The organism is Thermosinus carboxydivorans Nor1, from assembly GCF_000169155.1.
Lineage (GTDB): Bacteria > Bacillota > Negativicutes > Sporomusales > Thermosinaceae > Thermosinus > Thermosinus carboxydivorans.
Genome location: NZ_AAWL01000002.1, coordinates 171946 through 193511 on the forward strand (window position 1 = coordinate 171946; position 21566 = coordinate 193511).

At 45.8% G+C, this 21566-nt stretch carries 26 protein-coding genes; all 26 read right to left on the minus strand.

The window, feature by feature from the left end; all coding sequences use genetic code 11:
- Window positions 1-15: 15 nt before the first annotated feature.
- Window positions 16-720 carry a 30S ribosomal protein S2 gene (gene rpsB, locus TCARDRAFT_RS02390; protein ID WP_007288407.1) on the minus strand — a complete coding sequence of 235 codons (705 nt, stop codon included), beginning with the start codon at window positions 718-720 and terminating at the stop codon, window positions 16-18.
- 170 nt (window positions 721-890) lie between these two features.
- Window positions 891-1400 (minus strand): DUF6115 domain-containing protein, encoded by a 510-nt coding sequence (locus TCARDRAFT_RS02395; RefSeq protein ID WP_007288408.1) that lies wholly within the window; start codon window positions 1398-1400, stop codon window positions 891-893.
- Between the two features lie 14 nt (window positions 1401-1414).
- Window positions 1415-1744 (minus strand): hypothetical protein, encoded by a 330-nt coding sequence (locus TCARDRAFT_RS02400; RefSeq protein WP_007288517.1) that lies wholly within the window; start codon window positions 1742-1744, stop codon window positions 1415-1417.
- A 22-nt stretch (window positions 1745-1766) separates the two neighbouring features.
- The gene (locus TCARDRAFT_RS02405) at window positions 1767-3392 is read right to left on the minus strand and encodes a DUF342 domain-containing protein (protein ID WP_007288409.1); all 1626 of its coding nucleotides are present in this window, start codon (window positions 3390-3392) and stop codon (window positions 1767-1769) included.
- Window positions 3393-3408: 16 nt separating this feature from the next.
- On the minus strand, window positions 3409-4167 hold the full coding sequence (locus TCARDRAFT_RS02410; protein ID WP_007288410.1) for a FliA/WhiG family RNA polymerase sigma factor: 759 nt from the start codon (window positions 4165-4167) through the stop codon (window positions 3409-3411).
- A gap of 30 nt (window positions 4168-4197) precedes the next feature.
- Window positions 4198-4497 (minus strand): hypothetical protein, encoded by a 300-nt coding sequence (locus TCARDRAFT_RS02415; RefSeq protein ID WP_007288518.1) that lies wholly within the window; start codon window positions 4495-4497, stop codon window positions 4198-4200.
- A gap of 15 nt (window positions 4498-4512) precedes the next feature.
- Window positions 4513-4998 carry a chemotaxis protein CheD gene (locus TCARDRAFT_RS02420; protein WP_040682981.1) on the minus strand — a complete coding sequence of 162 codons (486 nt, stop codon included), beginning with the start codon at window positions 4996-4998 and terminating at the stop codon, window positions 4513-4515.
- Entirely contained in the window at window positions 4998-5618 is a 621-nt protein-coding gene (locus TCARDRAFT_RS02425; protein WP_007288412.1) for a chemotaxis protein CheC, read from the minus strand. Before TCARDRAFT_RS02425 ends, TCARDRAFT_RS02420 begins: the two co-directional genes overlap by 1 nt.
- Before the next feature lie 11 nt (window positions 5619-5629).
- Complete coding sequence (locus tag TCARDRAFT_RS02430; RefSeq protein ID WP_007288413.1) at window positions 5630-6100, minus strand: chemotaxis protein CheW; 471 nt, start codon at window positions 6098-6100, stop codon at window positions 5630-5632.
- Window positions 6101-6116: 16 nt separating this feature from the next.
- Window positions 6117-8150 carry a chemotaxis protein CheA gene (locus TCARDRAFT_RS02435; protein ID WP_007288414.1) on the minus strand — a complete coding sequence of 678 codons (2034 nt, stop codon included), beginning with the start codon at window positions 8148-8150 and terminating at the stop codon, window positions 6117-6119.
- A gap of 16 nt (window positions 8151-8166) precedes the next feature.
- Window positions 8167-9219, minus strand: coding sequence for a protein-glutamate methylesterase/protein-glutamine glutaminase (locus TCARDRAFT_RS02440; RefSeq protein ID WP_007288415.1), 1053 nt, complete (start codon window positions 9217-9219; stop codon window positions 8167-8169).
- A gap of 23 nt (window positions 9220-9242) precedes the next feature.
- Window positions 9243-9878 (minus strand): flagellar brake protein, encoded by a 636-nt coding sequence (locus tag TCARDRAFT_RS02445; protein WP_007288416.1) that lies wholly within the window; start codon window positions 9876-9878, stop codon window positions 9243-9245.
- A gap of 42 nt (window positions 9879-9920) precedes the next feature.
- Entirely contained in the window at window positions 9921-10808 is an 888-nt protein-coding gene (locus TCARDRAFT_RS02450) for a MinD/ParA family protein (RefSeq protein ID WP_007288417.1), read from the minus strand.
- A gap of 1 nt (window position 10809) precedes the next feature.
- Window positions 10810-11901 carry a flagellar biosynthesis protein FlhF gene (flhF, locus tag TCARDRAFT_RS02455; RefSeq protein WP_007288418.1) on the minus strand — a complete coding sequence of 364 codons (1092 nt, stop codon included), beginning with the start codon at window positions 11899-11901 and terminating at the stop codon, window positions 10810-10812.
- Window positions 11902-13962: a flagellar biosynthesis protein FlhA gene (gene flhA, locus TCARDRAFT_RS02460; protein WP_007288419.1), complete on the minus strand. Its 2061-nt coding sequence runs from the start codon at window positions 13960-13962 to the stop codon at window positions 11902-11904.
- Window positions 13963-13982: 20 nt separating this feature from the next.
- On the minus strand, window positions 13983-15113 hold the full coding sequence (flhB, locus tag TCARDRAFT_RS02465; protein ID WP_007288420.1) for a flagellar biosynthesis protein FlhB: 1131 nt from the start codon (window positions 15111-15113) through the stop codon (window positions 13983-13985).
- Window positions 15067-15849 (minus strand): flagellar biosynthetic protein FliR, encoded by a 783-nt coding sequence (fliR, locus tag TCARDRAFT_RS02470; protein ID WP_007288421.1) that lies wholly within the window; start codon window positions 15847-15849, stop codon window positions 15067-15069. The genes flhB and fliR overlap by 47 nt, the downstream gene beginning before the upstream one ends.
- Before the next feature lie 15 nt (window positions 15850-15864).
- Window positions 15865-16134 carry a flagellar biosynthesis protein FliQ gene (gene fliQ, locus TCARDRAFT_RS02475; RefSeq protein WP_007288422.1) on the minus strand — a complete coding sequence of 90 codons (270 nt, stop codon included), beginning with the start codon at window positions 16132-16134 and terminating at the stop codon, window positions 15865-15867.
- Between the two features lie 13 nt (window positions 16135-16147).
- Window positions 16148-16888 carry a flagellar type III secretion system pore protein FliP gene (gene fliP, locus TCARDRAFT_RS02480; protein ID WP_040682982.1) on the minus strand — a complete coding sequence of 247 codons (741 nt, stop codon included), beginning with the start codon at window positions 16886-16888 and terminating at the stop codon, window positions 16148-16150.
- Between the two features lie 25 nt (window positions 16889-16913).
- On the minus strand, window positions 16914-17480 hold the full coding sequence (gene fliO, locus TCARDRAFT_RS02485; RefSeq protein WP_007288424.1) for a flagellar biosynthetic protein FliO: 567 nt from the start codon (window positions 17478-17480) through the stop codon (window positions 16914-16916).
- A 3-nt stretch (window positions 17481-17483) separates the two neighbouring features.
- Window positions 17484-17846, minus strand: a complete 363-nt coding sequence (locus TCARDRAFT_RS02490; RefSeq protein WP_007288425.1) for a response regulator — start codon at window positions 17844-17846, stop codon at window positions 17484-17486.
- A gap of 40 nt (window positions 17847-17886) precedes the next feature.
- Window positions 17887-19014 carry a flagellar motor switch phosphatase FliY gene (gene fliY / locus TCARDRAFT_RS02495; RefSeq protein WP_040682954.1) on the minus strand — a complete coding sequence of 376 codons (1128 nt, stop codon included), beginning with the start codon at window positions 19012-19014 and terminating at the stop codon, window positions 17887-17889.
- On the minus strand, window positions 19007-20011 hold the full coding sequence (fliM, locus tag TCARDRAFT_RS02500) for a flagellar motor switch protein FliM (RefSeq protein ID WP_007288427.1): 1005 nt from the start codon (window positions 20009-20011) through the stop codon (window positions 19007-19009). Before fliM ends, fliY begins: the two co-directional genes overlap by 8 nt.
- Window positions 20012-20058: 47 nt before the next feature.
- Complete coding sequence (locus tag TCARDRAFT_RS02505) at window positions 20059-20529, minus strand: flagellar basal body-associated FliL family protein (protein WP_007288428.1); 471 nt, start codon at window positions 20527-20529, stop codon at window positions 20059-20061.
- Between the two features lie 17 nt (window positions 20530-20546).
- Window positions 20547-21329 (minus strand): flagellar motor protein, encoded by a 783-nt coding sequence (locus tag TCARDRAFT_RS02510; RefSeq protein ID WP_007288429.1) that lies wholly within the window; start codon window positions 21327-21329, stop codon window positions 20547-20549.
- A 12-nt stretch (window positions 21330-21341) separates the two neighbouring features.
- Window positions 21342-21539: a flagellar FlbD family protein gene (locus TCARDRAFT_RS02515; RefSeq protein WP_007288430.1), complete on the minus strand. Its 198-nt coding sequence runs from the start codon at window positions 21537-21539 to the stop codon at window positions 21342-21344.
- Window positions 21540-21566 lie beyond the last annotated feature (27 nt).

A 21566-nucleotide genomic window follows, 5' to 3' on the forward strand; every position in this document is an offset into this window, starting at 1 on the left:
ACCTTCCTAAACGAGTTATTCTTCTGCCGCCAGTTGTTCGCCTTGACGGCCCTCAAGAACAGCATCGGCCATCTTAGAAGTCAACAATTTGACAGCACGAATTGCATCATCATTGCCCGGAATGACATAATCGACTTCATCCGGGTCGCAGTTGGTATCCACGATCGCCACGATGGGAATACCGAGTTTACGCGCTTCGGCTACGGCGATGCGCTCTTTGCGCGGATCAATAATAAACAGGGCGCCGGGCAATTTATTCATATTCTTAATGCCGCCCAGGAATTTTTGCAGTCTTTCCATCTCGTGCCGCAGAGCCATAACTTCCTTTTTGGGCAGCACATCAAAAACGCCCTTTTCTTCCATGTCTTCAAGTTCACGCAAACGGTTAATCCGCTTTTGGATAGTCTGGAAGTTGGTCAGCATACCGCCGAGCCATCTTTCATTAACATAGAACATGTCGCAGCGGGTCGCTTCCTCTTTCACCGCTTCCTGCGCCTGTTTTTTCGTACCTACAAACAATATTGACTGACCTTGGGCAGCCACGTCGCGGATGAAGTTATATGCTTCCTCCACTTTTTTGACCGTTTTCTGCAGATCAATAATGTAAATACCGTTACGCTCCGTAAAAATATAAGGAGCCATTTTGGGGTTCCATCTCCTGGTTTGATGACCGAAATGGACACCAGCCTCCAGGAGCTGTTTCATGGAAATTACTGACATATTTTGCACCTCCTGTTAATATACCGCCGCATTCCTCATTTTTTGCCTTCACCGCTTACGGCACAGTGACAAAATTAGAATGCGTGTGTGATTTACACCAAAAGTTAGTATACCATATCTTCCTAATTGTAACAAGTAAAATAATCCGTTTTGTTAGAATACAAAAATTTTCATCTTTTATTCAACTGTAGTATTAACATTACTTCACCTTTACCAATCCCGGTGGCTTTAGCGATTTCAGTTATATTGTAACCTTGTTCCGCCATGGCAAAAATTAGCCGCCGCTTGTCATTCCCCGTTTCTTGGGAGTACGGGATATTTTCAGGCTTATTGCCAGTATCTTGGACTATGCCTATATTCTGCTCGTTCGGTGTGGCTTGCTCCGCAAGAGAAGTCCCTGATATACCTAATTGTTCAAAAACCGCTGCTGCTGCTTGAATTTTTTGATCTAAAGCAGTCATCTTGGCGTCTGCTTCTTCTAATAAATATTCAAGATGAGCAATTTGTGTCTCTAACCGCCTGATGATATGGTCAGCGGTTTGTTCAAGCTGTTGCTGAAATTCCTGCGCCGGCGCCGCCGTATTAAGGGAAAACAGCTTTTGCAGCATGTCCTTTTTTGTTACAACAAAAAAAACAAAAAAGAGGAGAACAACAAGCGTAACGGTAATTCCGGTAAGCAAAATTTCCACCTCGACTATGTTTTTAAATCCACGTTATGCCCCCGGATCGGGTCTTCAGCGCTTGCGCTATGAACAGGCTTACTGTGTATTTCTTTTTCCGCCTGACCTTTCCGGTTACTTCCCCTGTCTTGTTTTTCCTTATACTCTTTTTCCCGTTGTATTTTACCGCCTTCATTTTTGGCGGCTCCCTGAACTTGTTGCTGACGGTTAGCCGTAACCTGTTGCCATTGTTGACCGAATATTTGCTGCTGCAATGTAGGTTGATGGTCGGTGATTTCCTGGGCCTTGCTCACTTCTGTTGCACGGGTAATCAGTACCTGTAGATCCATCGGTCTGATATTCACGTTCCCACCACCTTTATTAACCCTACTTGTAAGGGCCGACCTTTATTTCGCCATCCTCAGCATAAAACGTGACGAAACTTAGTGTTTCCCGAATGGGTTTTACTAATGACCCTATGATGATTTTGACTCCAGGATAGACGGTATCACGCACTCGTATCTTGCCATGCCGCATTTCCTCAAAAGCAAATTCGATCTCGTTTATGCGATTTCGCATCGTTTCTACTTGCCCGACAAGATGAAATTGAGCTTTCGTCAGCCGCAGCAGCATTTCGTGCTTATCTTTCGGCATGGTAGTCTGATCCATAGCGCGGAGAAGCCCTAAAGCTTTTTGGGTTTGTTCGAGAGTAAACTCCAATTTTTTAATTTCCATGCGTAGTTTTTGATATTCTTCCCGCAGTAACGGGTTAATCCCCACTCCTAAGTCGGTATTAGACGCCAAATGGGTACCGGTAACTTTCGCTCTAATTTCTTCGCCAGCGAACACTCGCCCACCTGCAATCAGTCCTCTTCGCCCCTCCACAACTACTCGTTTACCGGCGCTGATCCGACTATGGAGAATAACGTCGCTAACCAACACGTCTGAGCCGGCATAAACTGTGGCGTTTTCGATAAATTTTGCCACGACATTTTCGGTTGCCTTAATATAGCCACGGTTCATGCCCTGAATACCCATTCGTATACAAATATTTTTCCCTTCTACATTCCCGCCACTGACCGTCCCGGCAATTTCCACATCACCTTCGGCTTTAACCGTAAATCCGGCCTGCACCGAACCACGCACAATTATATTACCGACAAAATCAATATTGCCTGTGGACAAATCCACATCGCCATTTATCTCTATAACCGGAACCACATTAAGCTTATTGTTGGCAATGATTAGGTGCCCGGACATTGTAGCGACGATTTTACCGTTATCTATCATTTGTACGTTCTTGCCTATTGGCGGCGAAATATCTTTGCCAGGTTTTGGCGGTACTGGCTGGCCTAAAACATCGATACCCGGAGTACCAGGAGTTGGCGGCACTTTTTCGGCTAATAAATCGCCCTTGCGCACAATGGTAAACATATTTAAACTTTTAAAATCGACCCGTCCATCTTCGAGTTCAGCCGGTTTCCCTTTGTTTTCCAGATCAACATGATACCGGATGTATGCGTTTTGTCCGTCCGTTGGTCGAAGCCCGCGAGCACATACCACCTTTAGACCAGGACGAGCGCAAGCTTTTTGAATGGCGGAATGATCGAGGCCATAAGTTACACCGACCTGCTTAATTTTTTCCAAAACTTCGTCTATAGTGACAGGACGACTCCCTTTAGGAGCAATAATCTGCAACGTTGCTTCCATCCGATCCCGCCCTACCAGGACCTGAATCTCCGGTTCGGCCAAAAGCGGCGATGGCGGGACAATCCGCACCGGCAGCCCGGAAGCCTCACGCACAGTACGCAGGATGATAGGAAGGTCAAATTCCTTGATGTCCCGTCGCCGCAAATCTTCGAGAATTACGGACTCGCTGACGGGACGACCATTACCGTGCGGCGGAAAGACAGTGAGAAAAACGCCACTATCACTTGAGGTAATTTGATAATAACCGTCTAATACCTCGGTGTTTTCAATGGCCCGTTCAAGTAGCCTTTCCTCGATGTTCATGCGGATCCCTCCCGCGTTATAATAGACTGGCTTTAAGGCGGGATAGAGCGCCACGCAACCGGAAAATGGCTTTGGTGTGGAGCTGGGAAATACGCGCTTCCGATAGCTTTAAGATTAGACTTATCTCTTTTAACGTCAGTCCTTCGTAGTAATAAAGAGAAATGACCAGACGCTCTTTCTCCGGGAGCCTGTCAATTGCTTTCGCTAGAGTTTTTTTTACTTCTTCCTGTTCAATCTCCTGGGCTAGATTAGGACTTGCCTGATTCACTGTTTCGTTCTGTACAAATTCTTCAAGGGGAATAAGTGTACTTGCGTTAAGTTGATTAATAAGCTGGTGAAGCTGCTCGACCGTAAAATTCATTGCCTGAGCGATTTCCGCGTCGGTGGCCGATCGACCCAAGCTATTTTCTAGTTCGGCAACCGTCCTCTCCAAAAGCCGTCCTTTCTGGCGTAAACTGGCGGGTAACCAGTCCTGCACCCGTATTGCATCGAAAATTGAGCCGCGGATACGCGCTACGGCATAGGTCTCAAATTTAATATTACGGCTTGGATCAAACCTTTCAATAGCGTCCAACAGGCCAAAGAAGCCGTAACTGATAAGGTCCTCTTTGTCTATATGCTGCGGGAGACCAATGGCTACTCTACCAGCTACCATTTTTACCAATGGCAGATATTTTTCGATTAGTTTTTCCCGGAGCTCCGGCTTTTTGCTAGCCTGATACTCCGCCCAAAGCCAGGCAACTTCATTCGCTTGGGTAAGAGCATTGTCCGTCATTTCGCCTAAAACCCCCATATACATGAAACATTAATCAGGGCGAACAATCCGTTCGACCATGTCGGGGGTCAAAGGACTGAATGGCACAACAGATGGTTCCTCACTAATAATATCGACATTTTGGCCTTTGGTCTTAGTCTCTTGCTTGAAACGGTTTAGGATCTTCTCGCTGGCTTGCCCTAGGACAAAACCAATAAGACCAAATATAAAAGCCGATATGGCAGATCGATAAAAAAGGGTCAAGGGGCGAGCATCATTTAAAAAGCTGAACAGCAATGTCAGTGCGCCAGCAATGCCAGCCATTATTAAACTTAGCCGCACTTTCAGCACCCTGTCTCCCCCGTTCTAGAGTTCCTTCTCGCCTTTATCAATTGTTCTAACCCGGAATACACCCGTATCAAGCTTCAGTTCCACTGTTCGTCCGTAATTACCGCCCGTATCCTCTGCGACAATGGGAATATCCAGCTTCCTGAGAACTGCCCTGACCGCCTCGCTGTTTCGCTCGCCTACCCGCATAATGTCAGTGGTATTGGTAAAAGTGAACATCTGAGCACCGCCGGCAATCTTAGCCACAACGCGGGTTTTTGCTACACCAAGCTTCAGCATTTCCTCCAGCATAAGCGGCAATGCCGTATCGGCAAATTTGGCCGGGTTTTCCGCCGAACGAGCCTGTTTGCTATCAGGCAGCATAATATGAGCTAGACCACCTACTTTTATAACTGGGTCATAGAGAGCGACCCCAACGCAAGATCCCAAGCCGTAACTAATTAGGCTGGCTGGGCTTTTTCCGACTTTGTAGTCCGCCATGCCGACCTTAATGAGTTCGCCCATCATTCCTTCACCCCTATTGCTGCCAAAATCGTAGCAAGCGAACCAGGATCAGGGATGAGGAAAAAGTGGCCCTTAACTTCATCGGCTTCTGTGGCAAACTCTGTTTCGATCACCAAGGCATGATCGCCCATCTGGCCGAGCTGAATTAAAATAACGCTAAGAATAGCACCGGCCATATCCATCGCCAAGGCCGGAATGGACGGCAGTAGCGTAAGACGAGTAAAATAGGACAGAGCGTTTAAATAGGCGCCGGCAAGAATATTGCCAATTTCCATAAGGGCCGATTCGTCCATGGACGTGAGAGCCGTTGTTGTCCCGGGACTACGCCCCATGACCATATCGACAAGACTAAAGGCGCTATCACGCGGTAGAAGAAAAAGTATGCTGCCCGGGGCCGGACCAAAAACGCGGAGATATACGCCGGCAACCATAGCATCAGGCCCGCCAACAACCTCAGGGACTTCACCTAAAGGTAATATAGCCACCTGTGGAACAGTCATATCAATTTTGCGATTAATTATCTGTGATAACGCGGTAGCAGCGTTACCAGCCCCGACGTTGCCAATTTCGCGTAAAGCATCTAGCTGCAGCGCTGATAATTTTAAAATCTCTTCCGACAAAACTTCCACCCCTATTCTCGGCCTTGCCGTGCCGGTTCTTGTCCCAGCCCGATAATAGCATCCAGATTTAATAGTATTAACAGCCGGTTATCGAGCTTACCTACTCCGCTTAAATAACTCGCGTCAACCGCGCCAATAGCAGTCTGAGGAGGCTCGATGTTATCCCTGCCGATTGTTAAAACTTCGGAAACGGCGTCTACAATCATCCCGGCTGAAAGCTCTTCAACTTTGACAATAATGATACGAGTATCGTCCGTAAACGGCTGAGGTTGAAGACCTAGCCGTTTCTTTAGGTCAATGACCGGCAATACGCTGCCCCGCAAATTAATGACGCCGGTAATATAATCAGGGGTGTGCGGAACACGGGTAATATCGGTCATTCGTTTGATCTCCTGGACCTGGAGGATACTAACGCCGTATTCTTCTTGTCCGAGTCTAAAAACTACCAATTGAACATCATTGTCGAAACCATTCTCGCGCATTCTTCTCTCTCCTCTGCTACATTAATGAGCCCACGTCCAGGATGAGGGCTACCTGTCCGTTGCCAAGAATAGTTGCGCCGGCGATAACTTTAATACCTGCCAGTAGCTTACCTAGCGACTTAATGACAATCTCCTGCTGACCGATTAAGGTATCGACGACAACACCTGCGCGCTGTTCTCCCATGTGGATAATGACCACGAACAGTTCTTCCTGATTTTTCTGCCCGGTTTCCGGCACATTCAGCACTTTAGCAAGCCGCACTATGGGTATAATCTGGCCACGTAGCAGAATAACTTCGTGGTTTTGGATTGTTTTGATGTCCGGTAGCCCCACCTTGATGGTACTGTCGATAGAACTTAGCGGAATCGCGTAAATCTCTTCCCCGACCTTAACTAATAGCGCCTGAATAATGGCTAACGTCAATGGCAAGCGGATTTTAAACTTACTTCCTTCATTGACCTTAGTTTCTACATCTACCATTCCGCCAAGCGACTCAATCTTTGTCTTCACGGCATCCATGCCAACGCCCCGTCCGGATACGTCGGTAATGTTGTCCGCCGTTGAAAAACCAGGTAGAAAAATTAAGCGAATGGCTTCGGCAACATCCATTTTATCTGCTTCGGCTTGAGTGATTAGCCCCTTTTGCACCGCTTTCTGCTTAACTGTCTCGGGGTTGATTCCCCTGCCATCGTCTTCAACTACAATAATGACGTTGTTGCCTTCGTGACGGGCGATAAGGCGAATCTCCCCAACTGGATTCTTGCCTTTCGCCTCCCGTTCCTCGGGGCTTTCTATGCCATGGTCGATTGCGTTGCGCAGGAGGTGAACGAGCGGATCGCCAATCTCATCAATCACGGTGCGATCCAATTCAGTTTCTTCGCCTTGAATAATTAAGTTTACTTCTTTATTTAGTTCCCGCGATAAATCGCGGATCATGCGCGGAAACCGATTAAAGACCTGTCCGACGGGTACCATTCTTACCTTCATGACAACCGCTTGGAGGTCGGTAGTAACACGATCCATCTGCTCAATTGTTTCAACCAGATCTGGTAGACGATGGGTAATGCCGATTTGTTCCAAGCGGGTTTTGTTTATAACAAGTTCGCCTACTAAATTTAAAAGGGTATCAAGCTTTTCAATATCAACCCGAACGGACTGCCCACCTTTGACTTTCTTATCGGCAGTAGTATTAAGCCCAGGATTTACAGTTTTTTCCGTTTCTTCATCGTGTTTGCCGCCTATCCGCCGAGACTCGGCATCACTCTGTCCAGCAACCGCCGCGGCCTTCTCTAGTCTAGGCGTCGCTTCGCAAAGGATAACATTGACACTCTCGATTTCGGCAATGGAAAGCAAAGCTTGTTTTATTTTATCAGGTTCGGCATCAGTAATTACTACCGTCTGGAAGCTCAAATCGAAATTTTCTTTTTCCAGTTCCTCGGCCGGAGGAATACTTTTTATTACATCGCCCAATGTATCAAGGGTGCTCATAACCATATAGGCGCGGGCTGACTTCAGCAGGCATCCTTCTCGCAGCCGGACTTGCACCTCATAAGCGCGCAGCCCTTGGCTATTTGCAGCTTGAATTATTTTGACCTCTGTATCATTTAAATCAATTGCCGACACGGGTCTTGCGGCGACCGAAGATGGCGCTTTACTGTCGGTAAACATTTCTCCCTTGGCGAGTGCGGTAAGTGTTGTAACCAACGGCTTAATATCCAGACTAGTTTCACCGTTCGCCGCCACTTGCTCTACTGACTGTTCTAGAGTGTCCACACACTTGAACAAGGCATCAATAATCTCACTATTTGCCTTTAGTACAGATTTGCGCAGCAAATCCAGAATATTTTCCATTTCATGGGTTAACTCGGCAATAGCTGTAAAACCCATGGTCGCAGACATGCCCTTGATGGTATGGGCGCTGCGAAATATTTCATCAAGAACGGCTAAATTACCAGGGTCATGCTCAAGTTCAAGAAGACACCGGTTCAGAGTTTGCAAATGTTCGCGCGTTTCTTCTAAGAATATGCCCAGATACTGGCTAATGTCCACAGTCCGCACCTCCGTTTTATTTGGTCACCGCTTTGATAACTTCTGCGGCAATGGCGTGGAGCGGCAGTACCTTATCGACTACGCCAAGCTCGATCGCCGATTTTGGCATGCCGAAGACCACAGCCGTAGATTGGTCTTCGGCAATTGTGTATCCATTGCTGTTTTTAATAGCTTGCATCCCTTTTGCCCCGTCGTGTCCCATCCCGGTTAGGAGAACACCGACGGCTTGAGCCTTGTATATCCGGGCTACTGTTTCGAACAAAGGGTCGACCGAAGGACGATGGCCGGAAAGAGGCGGAGTCTGGTTTAATTTAACAAGTGTCCGGCCGCCTTCACGTTCCAGCGTCATGTGATAATCGCCTGGAGCAATAAACGCCGTCCCTGGCTGAATAACGTCGTTATGTTCCGCCTCTTTCACTCTGATCGACGACATAGAGTTAAGCCGTTCCGCAAGCGACCGGGTAAATCCGGGAGGCATATGCTGAACGATAACGACGCCACAGGGAAAATTAGCCGGTAGTTTCGTAACAATTTCTTGTAAAGCGCGCGGTCCGCCCGTTGAAGCGCCAATGGCAACCACTTTTTCTTTCCCCGCCGCAGGCGGTAGCGTTACTGCGAGAGGTTGGATGGGAGTAGCAGCCGCAGGGTGCACCTGCTTGAGCAATAATTGGTTAAAATTAGCCCGGGCCGCCGCCCGGCACTTTGCTAATAGTTCCTGTTTAATCGCGTCGATACTGGCAATCGGTCCGGCTGTTTTAGCAATGAAATCAACGGCCCCGAGTTCCAGTGCACGCAGGGTAGCTTCTGCCCCTGCCCGCGTCAGGCTGCTGACCATGACAACAGGGGTAGGCGTCTCGCGCATAATGGCTTCTAAAGCCTTAAGTCCGTCCATTACTGGCATTTCGACGTCAAGTGTAATAACATCAGGCCGTAGTTTTTTTACCTTATCGACAGCGTCTTTACCATTACGGGCCGTATCTATAACCGTAAAGTCTCTTTCGCCAGCAAAAAGATCGGATAATAATTTACGCATAAAGGCTGAATCGTCTACAATTAAAACTTTGATCACGAAATATCCCACCAGTTCAAGCGTTATAGTCCTTTACGGCGCTCTTCGAGCTGTTTTTTAAATATGTAGCGGATTATTTTGCTGCGTTCCCGTTCCGCTAAATCCAAGAATTTTATGCCAATCCAAAAAATGTCGCGGTCGTGATGTGGCTTTTCAATACGCACAACTTCCCCGTTAACAACAATTGGGCCGGCTTCCGGAAGTTCAAAAGCAAGCTGTACCTTCATTGCTAAATCTAAAGCTTCTTTACTTACGAGCTGGATTCCGCCGCCGCTAAGATCACGGCTGCGCGCTTGGAACGGATTTGAGAACTGCGCGGTTTCATCGTCGAATATACTGATTTCCACCGGTAACGACGTGCGTACCCGCACAAAAGAGCGCTGTTGAACTTTTATTATTTCGCGGGGTCGGGTCACAACCCACACCGGCAAAGGATGCAATCGTTTACTAACCAGGGTGCAAGTAAATTGGTAAGCTGTGCCGTTATCAACAATTCTAATGTTAATATTTTCGTCAAGGGGCAAAAAGACCGGGTAGCCCTTGCTCATGGGCATGGCAATGAGCAAATGTTCATCCGTCATTTCCTCAATCCGGCTGGAATAGTGCTCGGCTTGGTCGCCATTAGTGAGCATAATTTCCAAACGTTGGTTAATCTTCAAAATACTGTGCTGTATAAAGATTACCTCCCTTACCGGATACTGTTACCACATCAACTCTAAAAACTTATTGAAGAAAGCTTTGATGCCCCGCGGCCGAGGAATATTTTCCCCATAAAGGAGCCGCTGAGCAATATGTTCAATACACCGGGCCGATATGCTGTCAGGATAAGAAAGCATAAGCGGTTTTTGCAATTTGACCGCGTTAATCATATTGCGGTCTTCATAGACCAAGCCTAGACTGGTAATAGAAACTCCGAGAAAACGTTGCGTCACCTTAGCAAGTTTATCAATAACCATGTCTCCTTCTTGCCTATTGGCGACGCGATTTATAACCAATTTAAGCGGCGCCGTCCCTTGGTGGCTAGCATAAGCTTTCATCATGGCATAGGCGTCGGTAATCGCTGTCGGCTCGGGCGTAGTGATAATAATTACTTCGTCCGCGGCCATAACAAAATTGAGAACGTTACGACTTAAGCCGGCGCCCGTATCAATTAAGATCATGTCCGCCCAACTGTCAAATAAAGTAATTTGACTGACAATACGGCTAAGTTGATCGCCGCTTAAATTAGCAAGCTGATAAAGCCCTGAGCCGCCGGACAAAAATTTAATGCCCCGTGGTCCTTCAGCAACAATGTCATGGATATTAAGTCCCTCGTTGAGCAAATGCAATATATTGTAAGGGGATGAGCTACCCAATACAACATCAACGTTGGCCATGCCAAGATCAGCATCGATTATGACGACCTTTTGCCCAAGATCTGCAAACGCCAGCGCTAAGTTTACCGTAAAATTAGTCTTCCCAACCCCGCCTTTACCACTGGTAACAGTAATAACCCGCGCTGGCCGGTCAAGCTGCTTTAAAATCGACCTTTTTGTTGAACTATGGGCGCTTTGCACCATTTGTCGCAACTTTTCGGCTTGGTCGTACATACTAATCCCTCAAAATCAAATTTACTAATTTACTAGGGTTAGCGAGCTCGATATCATCTGGTACGTTTTGGCCATTAGTCACATAAGACAGTTTTGTTGGAAACTGATAAAGCAAATTGAGAACCGTACCCAGATTACTAGCCTCGTCAATTTTAGTAAAAAGAAATTTTTGCGGCGAACATACACTAAACTTCTTCACTAGTTCCAGCGCATCCTTATATTTCGTGGTGGTACTCAGAACTAGATGCGTATCAATATAGGGATCTACGGAAAGGAGAGCCTGAAGTTCCGCCAACTGATACTGGTTGTTGGGACTGCGTCCGGCTGTATCAATCAATACCAAATGTTTGTCCCGGTGACGGTATAAAGCGGCTTTCATCTCGTCGGGAGTATAAACAATCTCTATGGGAATACCGATGATATCGGCATAAGTCTTTAACTGTTCCACAGCAGCAATCCGGTAGGTATCGGCGGTAATCAAGGCAACTTTATAACCGTCACGTAGTGCAAAATTAGCAGCCAGTTTGGCTATTGTCGTCGTCTTGCCTACTCCGGTCGGACCAATAAGAGCTACTACTTTTGTTCCGTTTTGCGGGATGGTAATGCCCTCAATCTTTTGAAAATAATTGCATAGGCGGTCAAATAAAAGCTGACGCACAATTGGTTGCGAAGCACCAATAATAGAATTATCGTCAGGCAGCCCTTGAACAAGATTGCGGGCTATATCTGGTTCGACATCGTTTTTTACAAGGAGCTGGTACAAAGGGGAAAGCCGTTGCTCCTGCTGCGGCATCTTACTAACAAGCTGTTCCAACAACCTGCGCATATTTGCCAACTCAAGTTGCAGTGAAACGGTCTTAGCCTCATCCTCGCCTGAAGGCCGCACAGGAACGGCTTTGGTTAGAGCGGTGGCCCCTACAGGCGGCGTATCTACTGCGGCCATTACTTCAACCATCTCTTTGCCAAAAAAGCCAAAGAAACCGCCCTTACGAAATTTACGCGTGTGCAAAATAACGGCGTCGCGTCCCAGCTCGCTTTTAACCTGTGCCATGGCGTCATTTATCGTGCTAGCTGTGTAAAGTTTAACTCTCAATTATACCTTCACCACCCCAAGTGCTTGCACCTCAATCTTTGGCTCTAATTCAGCATATGATAACACGATAAGATTGGGCGCCACACGTTCCGTCAGTTTTCGAAAATAAAGTCTGGCAGAAGGACTAGTCAGAACAATGGGAAGGAAACCAAGTCCGGTAAGTTTAGGCAGTTCATTAGTCAAGCTGTTAATTACCGCCTGTACAATATGCGGTTCAAGGGCTACATAAGTACCCTGCTCTGTCCGCTGCACCGCACCCGTAATCATGTTTTCAAGTTGCGGATCAACGGTAAGGCAAGTCAATGTATTGTTGTGAGTGTACTGACGGGTTATTTGCCTTGCCAAAGCGTGTCGCACATACTCGGTAAGAATTTCTGTATCCTTGGTTAGCGGCGCGTAATTGGCCAGGGTTTCCAAAATGGTAACCATATCACGGATGGACAGACGCTCTCGCAATAAATTAGCCAGCACTTTCTGAATTTCGCCCAAGGACAGTAAATTAGGTACAATCTCTTCTACTAGTACCGGATTAGTTTGTTTTACAGCATCAATTAGGGTCTGTACTTCCTGGCGACCAAGAATTTCGGCAGCATGAGTTTTAATTACTTCGGTAAGATGCGTGGCCAAAACCGATATGGGATCAACAACGGTATAGCCGGCAAGTTCAGCCCGTTCCCGCACCGCTTCCTGAATCCATAAGGCTGGGAGCCCGAAAGCCGGTTCCACTGTTTCGAGCCCAGGCACCTCTTCATATACCGTACCAGGATTCATAGCCAAATAGTGATCAAGTAACAATTCGCCCTTGGCTATTTCAATCCCTCTCAATTTTATGACATAGGCATTGGGTTTTAACTGAATATTGTCGCGAATGCGAATCGTCGGCACAATAAGTCCTAACTCCAGAGCGCATTGGCGGCGTATCATCACGACACGATCAAGCAGGTCACCACCCTGACTGACGTCAACTATCGGAATCAGGCTATAGCCAATCTCTAATTCCATGGGATCAACCTGAAGCAAAGAAACAATGTTCTCCGGCTTACGGACTTCCTCCATCTCCTTTTGTTCTTGCCGTGACACTTCAAGCTGTGCTGCCGTTTTTTCCGTTTTATGTAAAGCATAAGCAATTCCTGCAGCAAAAACACTGAGCAGAAAGAAAGGCACACCAGGCAATCCAGGAACAATCCCTAATAAAGCCAAGACACAACTCGCCAGGAAAAAAACCCGCGGATTGGTCAAAATCTGGCTGGCAATGTCCTGGCCAAGATTTGCTTCCGAGGCAGCCCGGGTAACAACAATACCTGTCGCGGTAGAAATTAACAGTGCTGGGATTTGGTTGACTAAGCCTTCGCCTACTGTAAGCAACGTATACGTTTCCAGCGCCTGTACAGCGTTTAAATTGCGTTGCACCATACCAATTACAAAACCGCCCACAATATTAATGATAATAATGATAATAGCGGCAATAGCATCGCCCTTTACGAATTTGCTAGCGCCATCCATCGCACCATAAAAATCGGCTTCCCGCTGAATATTCTTTCGGCGTTGCCTAGCTTCGGCATCAGTGATAAGTCCGGCATTAAGGTCGGCGTCAATACTCATTTGCTTGCCCGGCATAGCATCCAAGGTAAAACGGGCAGCTACTTCTGCTACTCGTTCCGCCCCTTTAGTAATAACAATAAATTGAATGATAATTAAAATGACGAAAACAATGAAACCAACGACTGGATTGCCGCCTACTACAAAATTGCCAAACGCCGTTATTACTTCACCAGCATAACCGTCAAGCAAAATCAATCTGGTTGAAGAAACATTGAGGGCCAAACGGAATAAGGTTGTAATCAATAATAATGATGGAAAGACGGAAAACTGCAAAGCCTCGACATTATAAACAGCTACCATGACAATGATCAAGGCGAAAGTGATGTTAAAGGCCAACAGTATATCTAATAAAAAGGCAGGTAAAGGAATAATCATCATTACGACAATTGTTACAATGCCAACAGCTACCAGTATATCACTATATTTAAGGAAATTAGTCAAGGGGTTCTGTGTAATCAACCTCTTCCGCTCCTCCTAACTTAGGACAGGCGTTTTTTCAGACGATAAACATAGGCAAGCACTTCAGCAACTGCTTTATATAGTTCGGGTGGCACAGTTTCACCGATTTCAACAGTATCATACAACGCGCGCGCTAACGCCTTATTTTCTACGATGGCTACGCCATTTTCCTTAGCGACAAGTTTAATTCTCTCGGCCATAAAATCTTGCCCCTTGGCTATTACCATCGGTGCAGTCATAGTTTTTTCATAAAGCAAAGCAATGGCAAAGTGGGTTGGGTTGGTTACCACTACATCGGCCTTAGGAACCTCCTGCATCATTCGCCGCATAGCCAAGGCACGCTGTCGTTCTTTGATCTTGCTCTTAATCTGAGGATTACCTTCTGTTTGCTTAAATTCTTCCTTCACTTCCTGCTTAGTCATTTTCAGATTTTGATTATGTTCCCACCACTGATAATAGTAATCTAAAATGGCCAAAACAAGAATAACGACGCCTATTCGAAAAGCCAAGTCAAACGTTAATGCAGCAATTACCGCAAGAGAATCGCGTAGAGCAAGTCGCGATAAGAGCGCGATATTCAGCGTCTCTTCAATAATAAACTGATAAATAAAATAACTAATAATGGCCACTTTGAATAAAGATTTAACAAGTTCAACTAGCGATCGCTTGGAAAAAAGCCGCTGCATTCCTGCCAATGGGTTTATCCGGCTAAGCTGTGGTTTTAGCGGCTCGACTGAAAATGTAAAACCGACTTGCATAAAATTAACTAATAAAGATACGGCGAGAATTACTAGCATTATTGGTAAAACTATTTTAAGAAAGATAAGCGCCAAATCGAGGAAAAAACGATAAGACGACGCGATAGTCATATCCTCTTTCGTAAAGCGCGAAAAAAGAAATTGCATGTAACTGGCTAACTGTTCGTAAATATAGGTACCAGTCAGCTTAATGGTGAAAAAAGCAGCCAATAGGCACAGGGCTGAACCAAGCTCAACGCTTTTAGCCACTTGCCCCTTTTTACGGGCTTCCTCCCGGCGCTTCGGCGTTGCTTCTTCAGTTTTTTCTTGGTTAAACCGCTGTAAATTGAATATAAAATCCGTGCCGTTAGGAAAAAGTGAGTAGGAGGCGGTAAATGTCCTTATACATTGCACTAAACCCTACCTCCAGTAACGTAATATAAAAAGGCAAAGTCAAAGCAAGCATAAAAATACCAACAATAATTTTGCCAGGTATGCCTACGATAAAAATATTCATTTGTGGCATAATCCGGGCTAAAATACCCATAGCTATATCGGTTAAAAATATAGCTACCAGTATAGGTAAGCTAATTTTTAACGCAATAATTAAAACACTAAAAGTGATATCAATGACCAAATCAGCCAATTGTGGGCGAAAAACCGCCGCACCGACGGGAACTGTTTTAAAGCTGGTAAATAACGCAGAAAGCAGGATATGATGCCCATTTGTGGCAAAAAAGACCAGAAGGGAAAAAATATATTTAAAGTTGCCAATCAGCGGCAACTGTTGGCCTGATTGCGGATCAATGATATTTACTATGCCAAAACCGATTTGCATATCCAGTAATTGGCCTGCCATTTGGACCGCATAAAAGATCATTGAACTGATATAACCGAGAATAAGCCCAATAAGTAATTCACCTATAACCAGAAAGACATAAGCCCCAAATTGGTCAGGGACAATAATATGGCTGCGCTGCACAACAATTGGGGTCAAAATATAACTAAGAATAAGGGCAAAACCGGCTTTAGTATAAACGGGAATATTACGACTGCCCAAAATGGGGGCAGTTGTCAAAATACCGGTCACCCTGGTAAAAATTAATAAAAAAAAACCTAGTTGTGATTGCATTATTGTAATAACGTCCAACTACAGCCCACCTTGCTACCGAATTAAGTTCGGCAAGCTTATAAAAATTTGTCGCGTATAATCAACCATTAAGCTTAACATCCAAGGACCAAATAGAAGAATGGCTACAAATACAGCAATTATCTTGGGAACAAAACTGAGTGTCTGTTCCTGAATTTGAGTTGTAGCCTGAAATATACTAATAATAATACCAACCAAAAGGCCTAATCCCAGCATGGGAGCCGATACCAGCATTACCATCATTAAGGCGTCACGCCCGATCTGGATAGCCAAGTCACCAGACATTAGCCCCTTCCTCCTAATTGAAGCTCGTAATTAAGGAGCGAATAATTAAATGCCACCCGTCTACCAGTATAAACAGCAAAAGTTTAAACGGCAGTGAAATCATAACAGGCGGCACCATCATCATCCCCATGGACATCAGTGTGCTGGCAACTACCATGTCAATAACGATAAACGGGATATAAATTAAAAATCCAATTTGAAAAGCTGTTTTCAATTCGCTGATAATAAACGCAGGAATGAGGGTAGAAGTTGTAATGTCTTCCGGCGAATTAGGCCGCGGCCCTTCGGAAAGATTAACGAATAACGCCAAATCGTTTTCCCGTGTCTGTTTTAACATAAATTGGCGCAACGGCTTCATTGCTTCGCTCATAGCCGTATCTTGGGAAATTGTCCCCGCCAGATATGGTTGAAGGGCGTTCTGGTTGATTTGATCCCAGTAAGGAGACATTGTATAAAAAGTCAAAAATAATGCCAAACCAATTAAAACCTGATTGGGCGGTGTCTGTTGAGTGGCGAGAGCGCTCCGCAAAAAAGACAGCACAATGATAATCCTGGTGAAAGATGTCATCATAATTAAAATGGATGGTGCCAACGACAGAACTGTCAGAGTAAACAGAACCTGCAGACTAAGGGCAACATCCTTGGGATTTTCGGCGGAAGTTACGCCAATATTCAAATTGGGTACCGGAACAAGTGGTGCTGCCTGTGCCGTCGCAATTACCGACAGCCACGCCGCCATCACCGCGAAAAGCATGGTTGTTCCTTTTTTTACCACTTGATTACCTCTTCCTGTTCTCGCTTGCTTTTTCGTTGGGCGAGCTTAGCCGGTCATTACCAAAAACCAAGGGAAATTTATCCGACATCTGTTGTAGTGTTGCCATTTGCCGCTGCAGCACTAGCTTAAATCCATCCGAGCCAGCAGCGCTGCCAAGCGAGCGAAGTTTATCAATTTCTTCGGCGGAAGTAATTTCTTGAAGCAAGTTAACGGAATGATCGGTTACTCCCAGCACCAGGACTTTTCCGGCAATGTCTACTACATAGACCGCCTTGCCTGGCCCAAGCAATAATGTAGTAAGAATTTTTTGATTCCCTGCTGCCGTAAAACCGCCGATTTTTTGCCCCAAAACTCGCGAAGCCAAATACGCCAAAACAATTACCACTAAAAAAACAACAATTAGTGAGAATATATAGGCCAAAGTCGAAAGAACGGACGTGGACGGCGGCTCAGGATCTTTGTATTTAAGAAACTCCCCACCGGGTTCCTGGGCCCATGCTTGACCGCCAACGAACAAAACAACCAGGATTAGGATAATAATAACTCCACTAATTTTTTTTAGCCTAAACATATATCAACCAACTGCTTTGCGCACAGCTTCCAGTACCCGGTCAGGTTGAAAAGGTTTAACAATAAAATCTCGGGCACCCGATTGAATGGCTTCAATGACCATGGCTTGTTGTCCCATGGCACTGCACATAATAATCTTAGCAGCAGGGTCAATCTTTTTGATTTGTTTAACAGCAGTAATGCCGTCCATCTCAGGCATGGTTATGTCCATAGTGGTAAGATCTGGACGCAGTTCCTGATATTTCTCAATGGCTTTAAGACCGTTCTCTGCTTCGCCGACTACTTCGTAACCGTTTTTGGTTAAGATGTCTTTAATCATCATTCGCATAAAAGCAGCATCATCAACAATTAAAATTTTGGCAGCCATCAATAACCCTCTCCTATCTCATAAATAATATATTTGTCGGCTACTGTAAATTGTTCGCCCGTTCAAGCGGACTGACAATTTCCGTAATCCGTACGCCAAAATTCTCATCAATTACTACTACTTCTCCCTTGGCAATAAGCTTACCGTTTACCAAAATGTCAACCGGTTCTCCAGCGAGTTTATCAAGTTCCACCACGGAACCGGGACCCAGCTCTAAAATTTCCCGGATAAGTTTGCGCGTGCGTCCGAGTTCAACGGTAACCTGCAAAGGTACATCCATAATAAGATTAATATTTGTATCGCTAGTAGTAGGGGTAGTCGGTTTCAAGGGAGCAAACTGCACTGGTTGGACGGTAACATTAGTAAGCGGTTGATGCGTTTTGGGCAGAGCTGCCGCTTGTTGCGCCTGGGCAAAATTAGTTTCCCTTGCCGGCGCCATTACCGGTTGAGGCGTAGAGGTTGCAGCATTGGGCGCTGCCGACGTCGTGGTTTTTGGTGTAGGCTGGATGGCAGCCATCAGACTTTCTACCATTTCCTTGGCAACATTAATCGGAATAATTTGCATAATTTCGCTGTCGATCAAATCTTCTACTTCCATCCGAAAAGACACGCTTACGATTGGTTCATCACCAGCCGCCATTGCGCTAATATTCCCATCTACGCCAAAGTCGAAAACATTTACTTGCGGCGGCGAGATATCAACTTTCTTTTTAAAGACGGTGGACATAGATGTAGCGGTAGAGCCCATCATTTGATTCATTGCTTCGGAAACGGCGCTCATATATAAATCGTTCAGCTCGGTAGGTGGGTTTGAGCCATCGCCACCCATCATAAGATCGGCAATAATTAACGCATCTTGTTGTCGGATAGCTAACAAGTTAGTACCTAAAATCCCATGGGAATAATAAACCTCAATTACCAGGTATGGCAGCGGATACTGCCGCTTGATCTCGTTTAAAGTCGTAACAGAAACCTGCGGGGTCGTAATCGAAACACGCCTTCCAAGCAAAATAGACAAGGTTGTAGCCGCGCTGCCCATGCAAATGTTACCGATTTCTCCAAGAGCGTCCTTTGCCATATCGTCAAGTTCAGGCACGACAGGAGATGCAAGTTGCTCGCCGCGTAGCAGAGCGTCAATTTCTTCTTGGGACAGAAAACCGTCACTCATCATTTTCATCTCCTTTCAACATAACTTCGGTAATTTGCACGGCAACCTTTCCGCCAACAAGGCCAGGCTTACACTTGAATTTTTCGCGTTGCCCAATGATAACACTAAGCTCGCCGTCGAACCGGCTTTCGAGCTGCAGCACATCACCAACGGCAAGGTCTAAAAGGTCCTGCACCGTTACTGTAGCTCGTCCTAATTCAACAATAACCGGGACAGACGTGCGCTGCAGCTTCCTCTGCAGAGTCGTTATATTTTCTTGAGTAACTTGCTTGGTCGTCCCCAAAGCTACCCAGAAGGTCGTCGTCAATTTTGACATGATTGGTTCAAGAACCAAATATGGAATACAAACATTGATAAGTCCTTCGGCCTGACCAATTTTAGCCTGCAAGGTAATGATAACAACCATATCACTGGGCGGTACAATTTGGGCAAATTGTGGATTAGTCTCGATCGCTCCAATACGTGGCTCGACGGCTACCACCTGTTTCCACGCTTCCTGAAAACCTTCCAGCATTTTGGCCAGAACCCGGCGGATAATAGCTTCCTCAATATCTGTCAGCGGCCGCGGTTTAACTGGCGCAACACCAGTGCCGCCAAAAAGCCGATCAATAACAGCAAACACAATATTAGGATTTAATTCCAAAATAACATTGCCCTTAAGCGGTGGCATTTGAAAAATGCTAATAACACTCGGATTGGGTAACGATCTGATAAACTCCTCATATGTTAACTGGTCAACCGAAGCAACATTTATATGAACAAGCGTCCGAAGATGAGCGGAGAGATAAGTATTGATAAGCCGGGCAAAGTTTTCATGAAGCATATAAAGAGTACGGATCTGATCCTTAGAAAATTTATCGGGACGTTTAAAGTCATATACTTTTATCTTGCGCTCTTTTTGTTCACTTTTGATCTCTTCGGCGGACACTATCCCAGTAGATAGCGCTGATAAAAGTTCATCAATCTCCGCTTGGGACAAAACGTCAGACCCGGCCATTTTTTCCCCCTCCCTTCGCACCCTTTCCTTATGAAAAACCTGCCGAATTACTGGAGAACAAAGTTAGTAATATATACGTCTAGTACTCGTTCCTCACCCAGCGCTTTGTTAACCTCATTTTTGATCAGTTCCTTCAGCGCTTCCTGTTTAGCAGGTTCAAAATCTTCCACTTTTTGCGAACGTAAAACAAAAATAACAGTATCCAGCATTTTTATTTCATCAGGCGACGGGTTTTTTCCTTCTTTCGGAGGCGCTTTCTTGTCCGGTTTGACTTCAAGGATGATACCAATTTTTAGGTACCGGCCGCTATTTACGCCGCCTATGTTTAAAATCAAGCCTTCTTTGGGGTCGCCAAGTTTAATAAATGTACCCGGTTCACGGGCTTGTTTTTTTTCCGTTGTTTGGCTGGCTATTACTTTAGTTGCAATATAATACGAAACACCACCGGCTAATACTAACCCCACAACAATCAGGGCAATGATCATAAACAGCGGAATTTTTCTTCCATTATCTGCCATGACAAAACACTCTCCTACTACGCTTCGCTTTTATCCCGTTTCATTATTTCCCGCTGTTTGGGCGCTAAAAAGGCTGCCAGTTTTTCCGCCACAATTCGCGGATTGTCACCCGCCTGTACTGACAGTATACCTTCCAGTGTCACTTCATGAAACAGAACTTGGCGCGAGCTGCGGTTTTTTAGTTTAGCGCCGATCGGCAAGAAAAAAATATTGGCGCTGGCAACCCCGTATAGGGTTGCAATGAAGGCAGTGGCAATCGCCGGTCCTAGCGACTCCGTATCGGTAAGATTTCCCAGCACATGAACAAGCCCCATAACCGTCCCGATTATGCCCATAGTAGGCGCATAACCTCCCGCTGTTTCAAATATACTGGCTGCCTTATGATGACGTTCTTGGATAAACGTCAGTTCAGTTTCCATAATGCTGCGAACCAATTCTGCATCTGTACCGTCAATAACTAGTTGCATGCCTTTCTGTAAAAAATTATCCTCAATACCGGCCAAATCTTCTTCCAACGCCAGCAGACCTTCCCGTCGCGCCTTTTCGGCAAAGCCTACCAGCGTAGCAATTAGTTGCCCGGTATCATATTTTTCTTCTTTAAACGCGATGCGCAGCAAAGCGGGAACACTTTTTAACTCCTCCAGGGTAAAACAGACGGCCGTTGCGCCGATAGTACCGCCAAACACCAGCACAAATGCCGGTAAACTAAACAGACTGGTAATATGGCCGCCCTCCAGAACGACGGACAGGAGCAGTGCCGTCAAGCCCAATGCCAGGCCAAGAATTGTCATTAAGTCCATACCTGCACCTCGTTAACGGAAATTCCGGTTAATAGCCCGACGGTACTCCATTACCCTGCGCACCACTTCATTCATCGACTCTTCCACAATGAGCTTTTTACCGGTAGTGAGCGTAATCACCGTATCCGGCGTTTCTTCCACGGTTTCAATTAAATCCGCATTAAGCACGAATTCATGATTGCCGCTCTTAAACCTGGTCAATTTAATCATATTTGCCGCCCCCGTTGTTCTAACTTA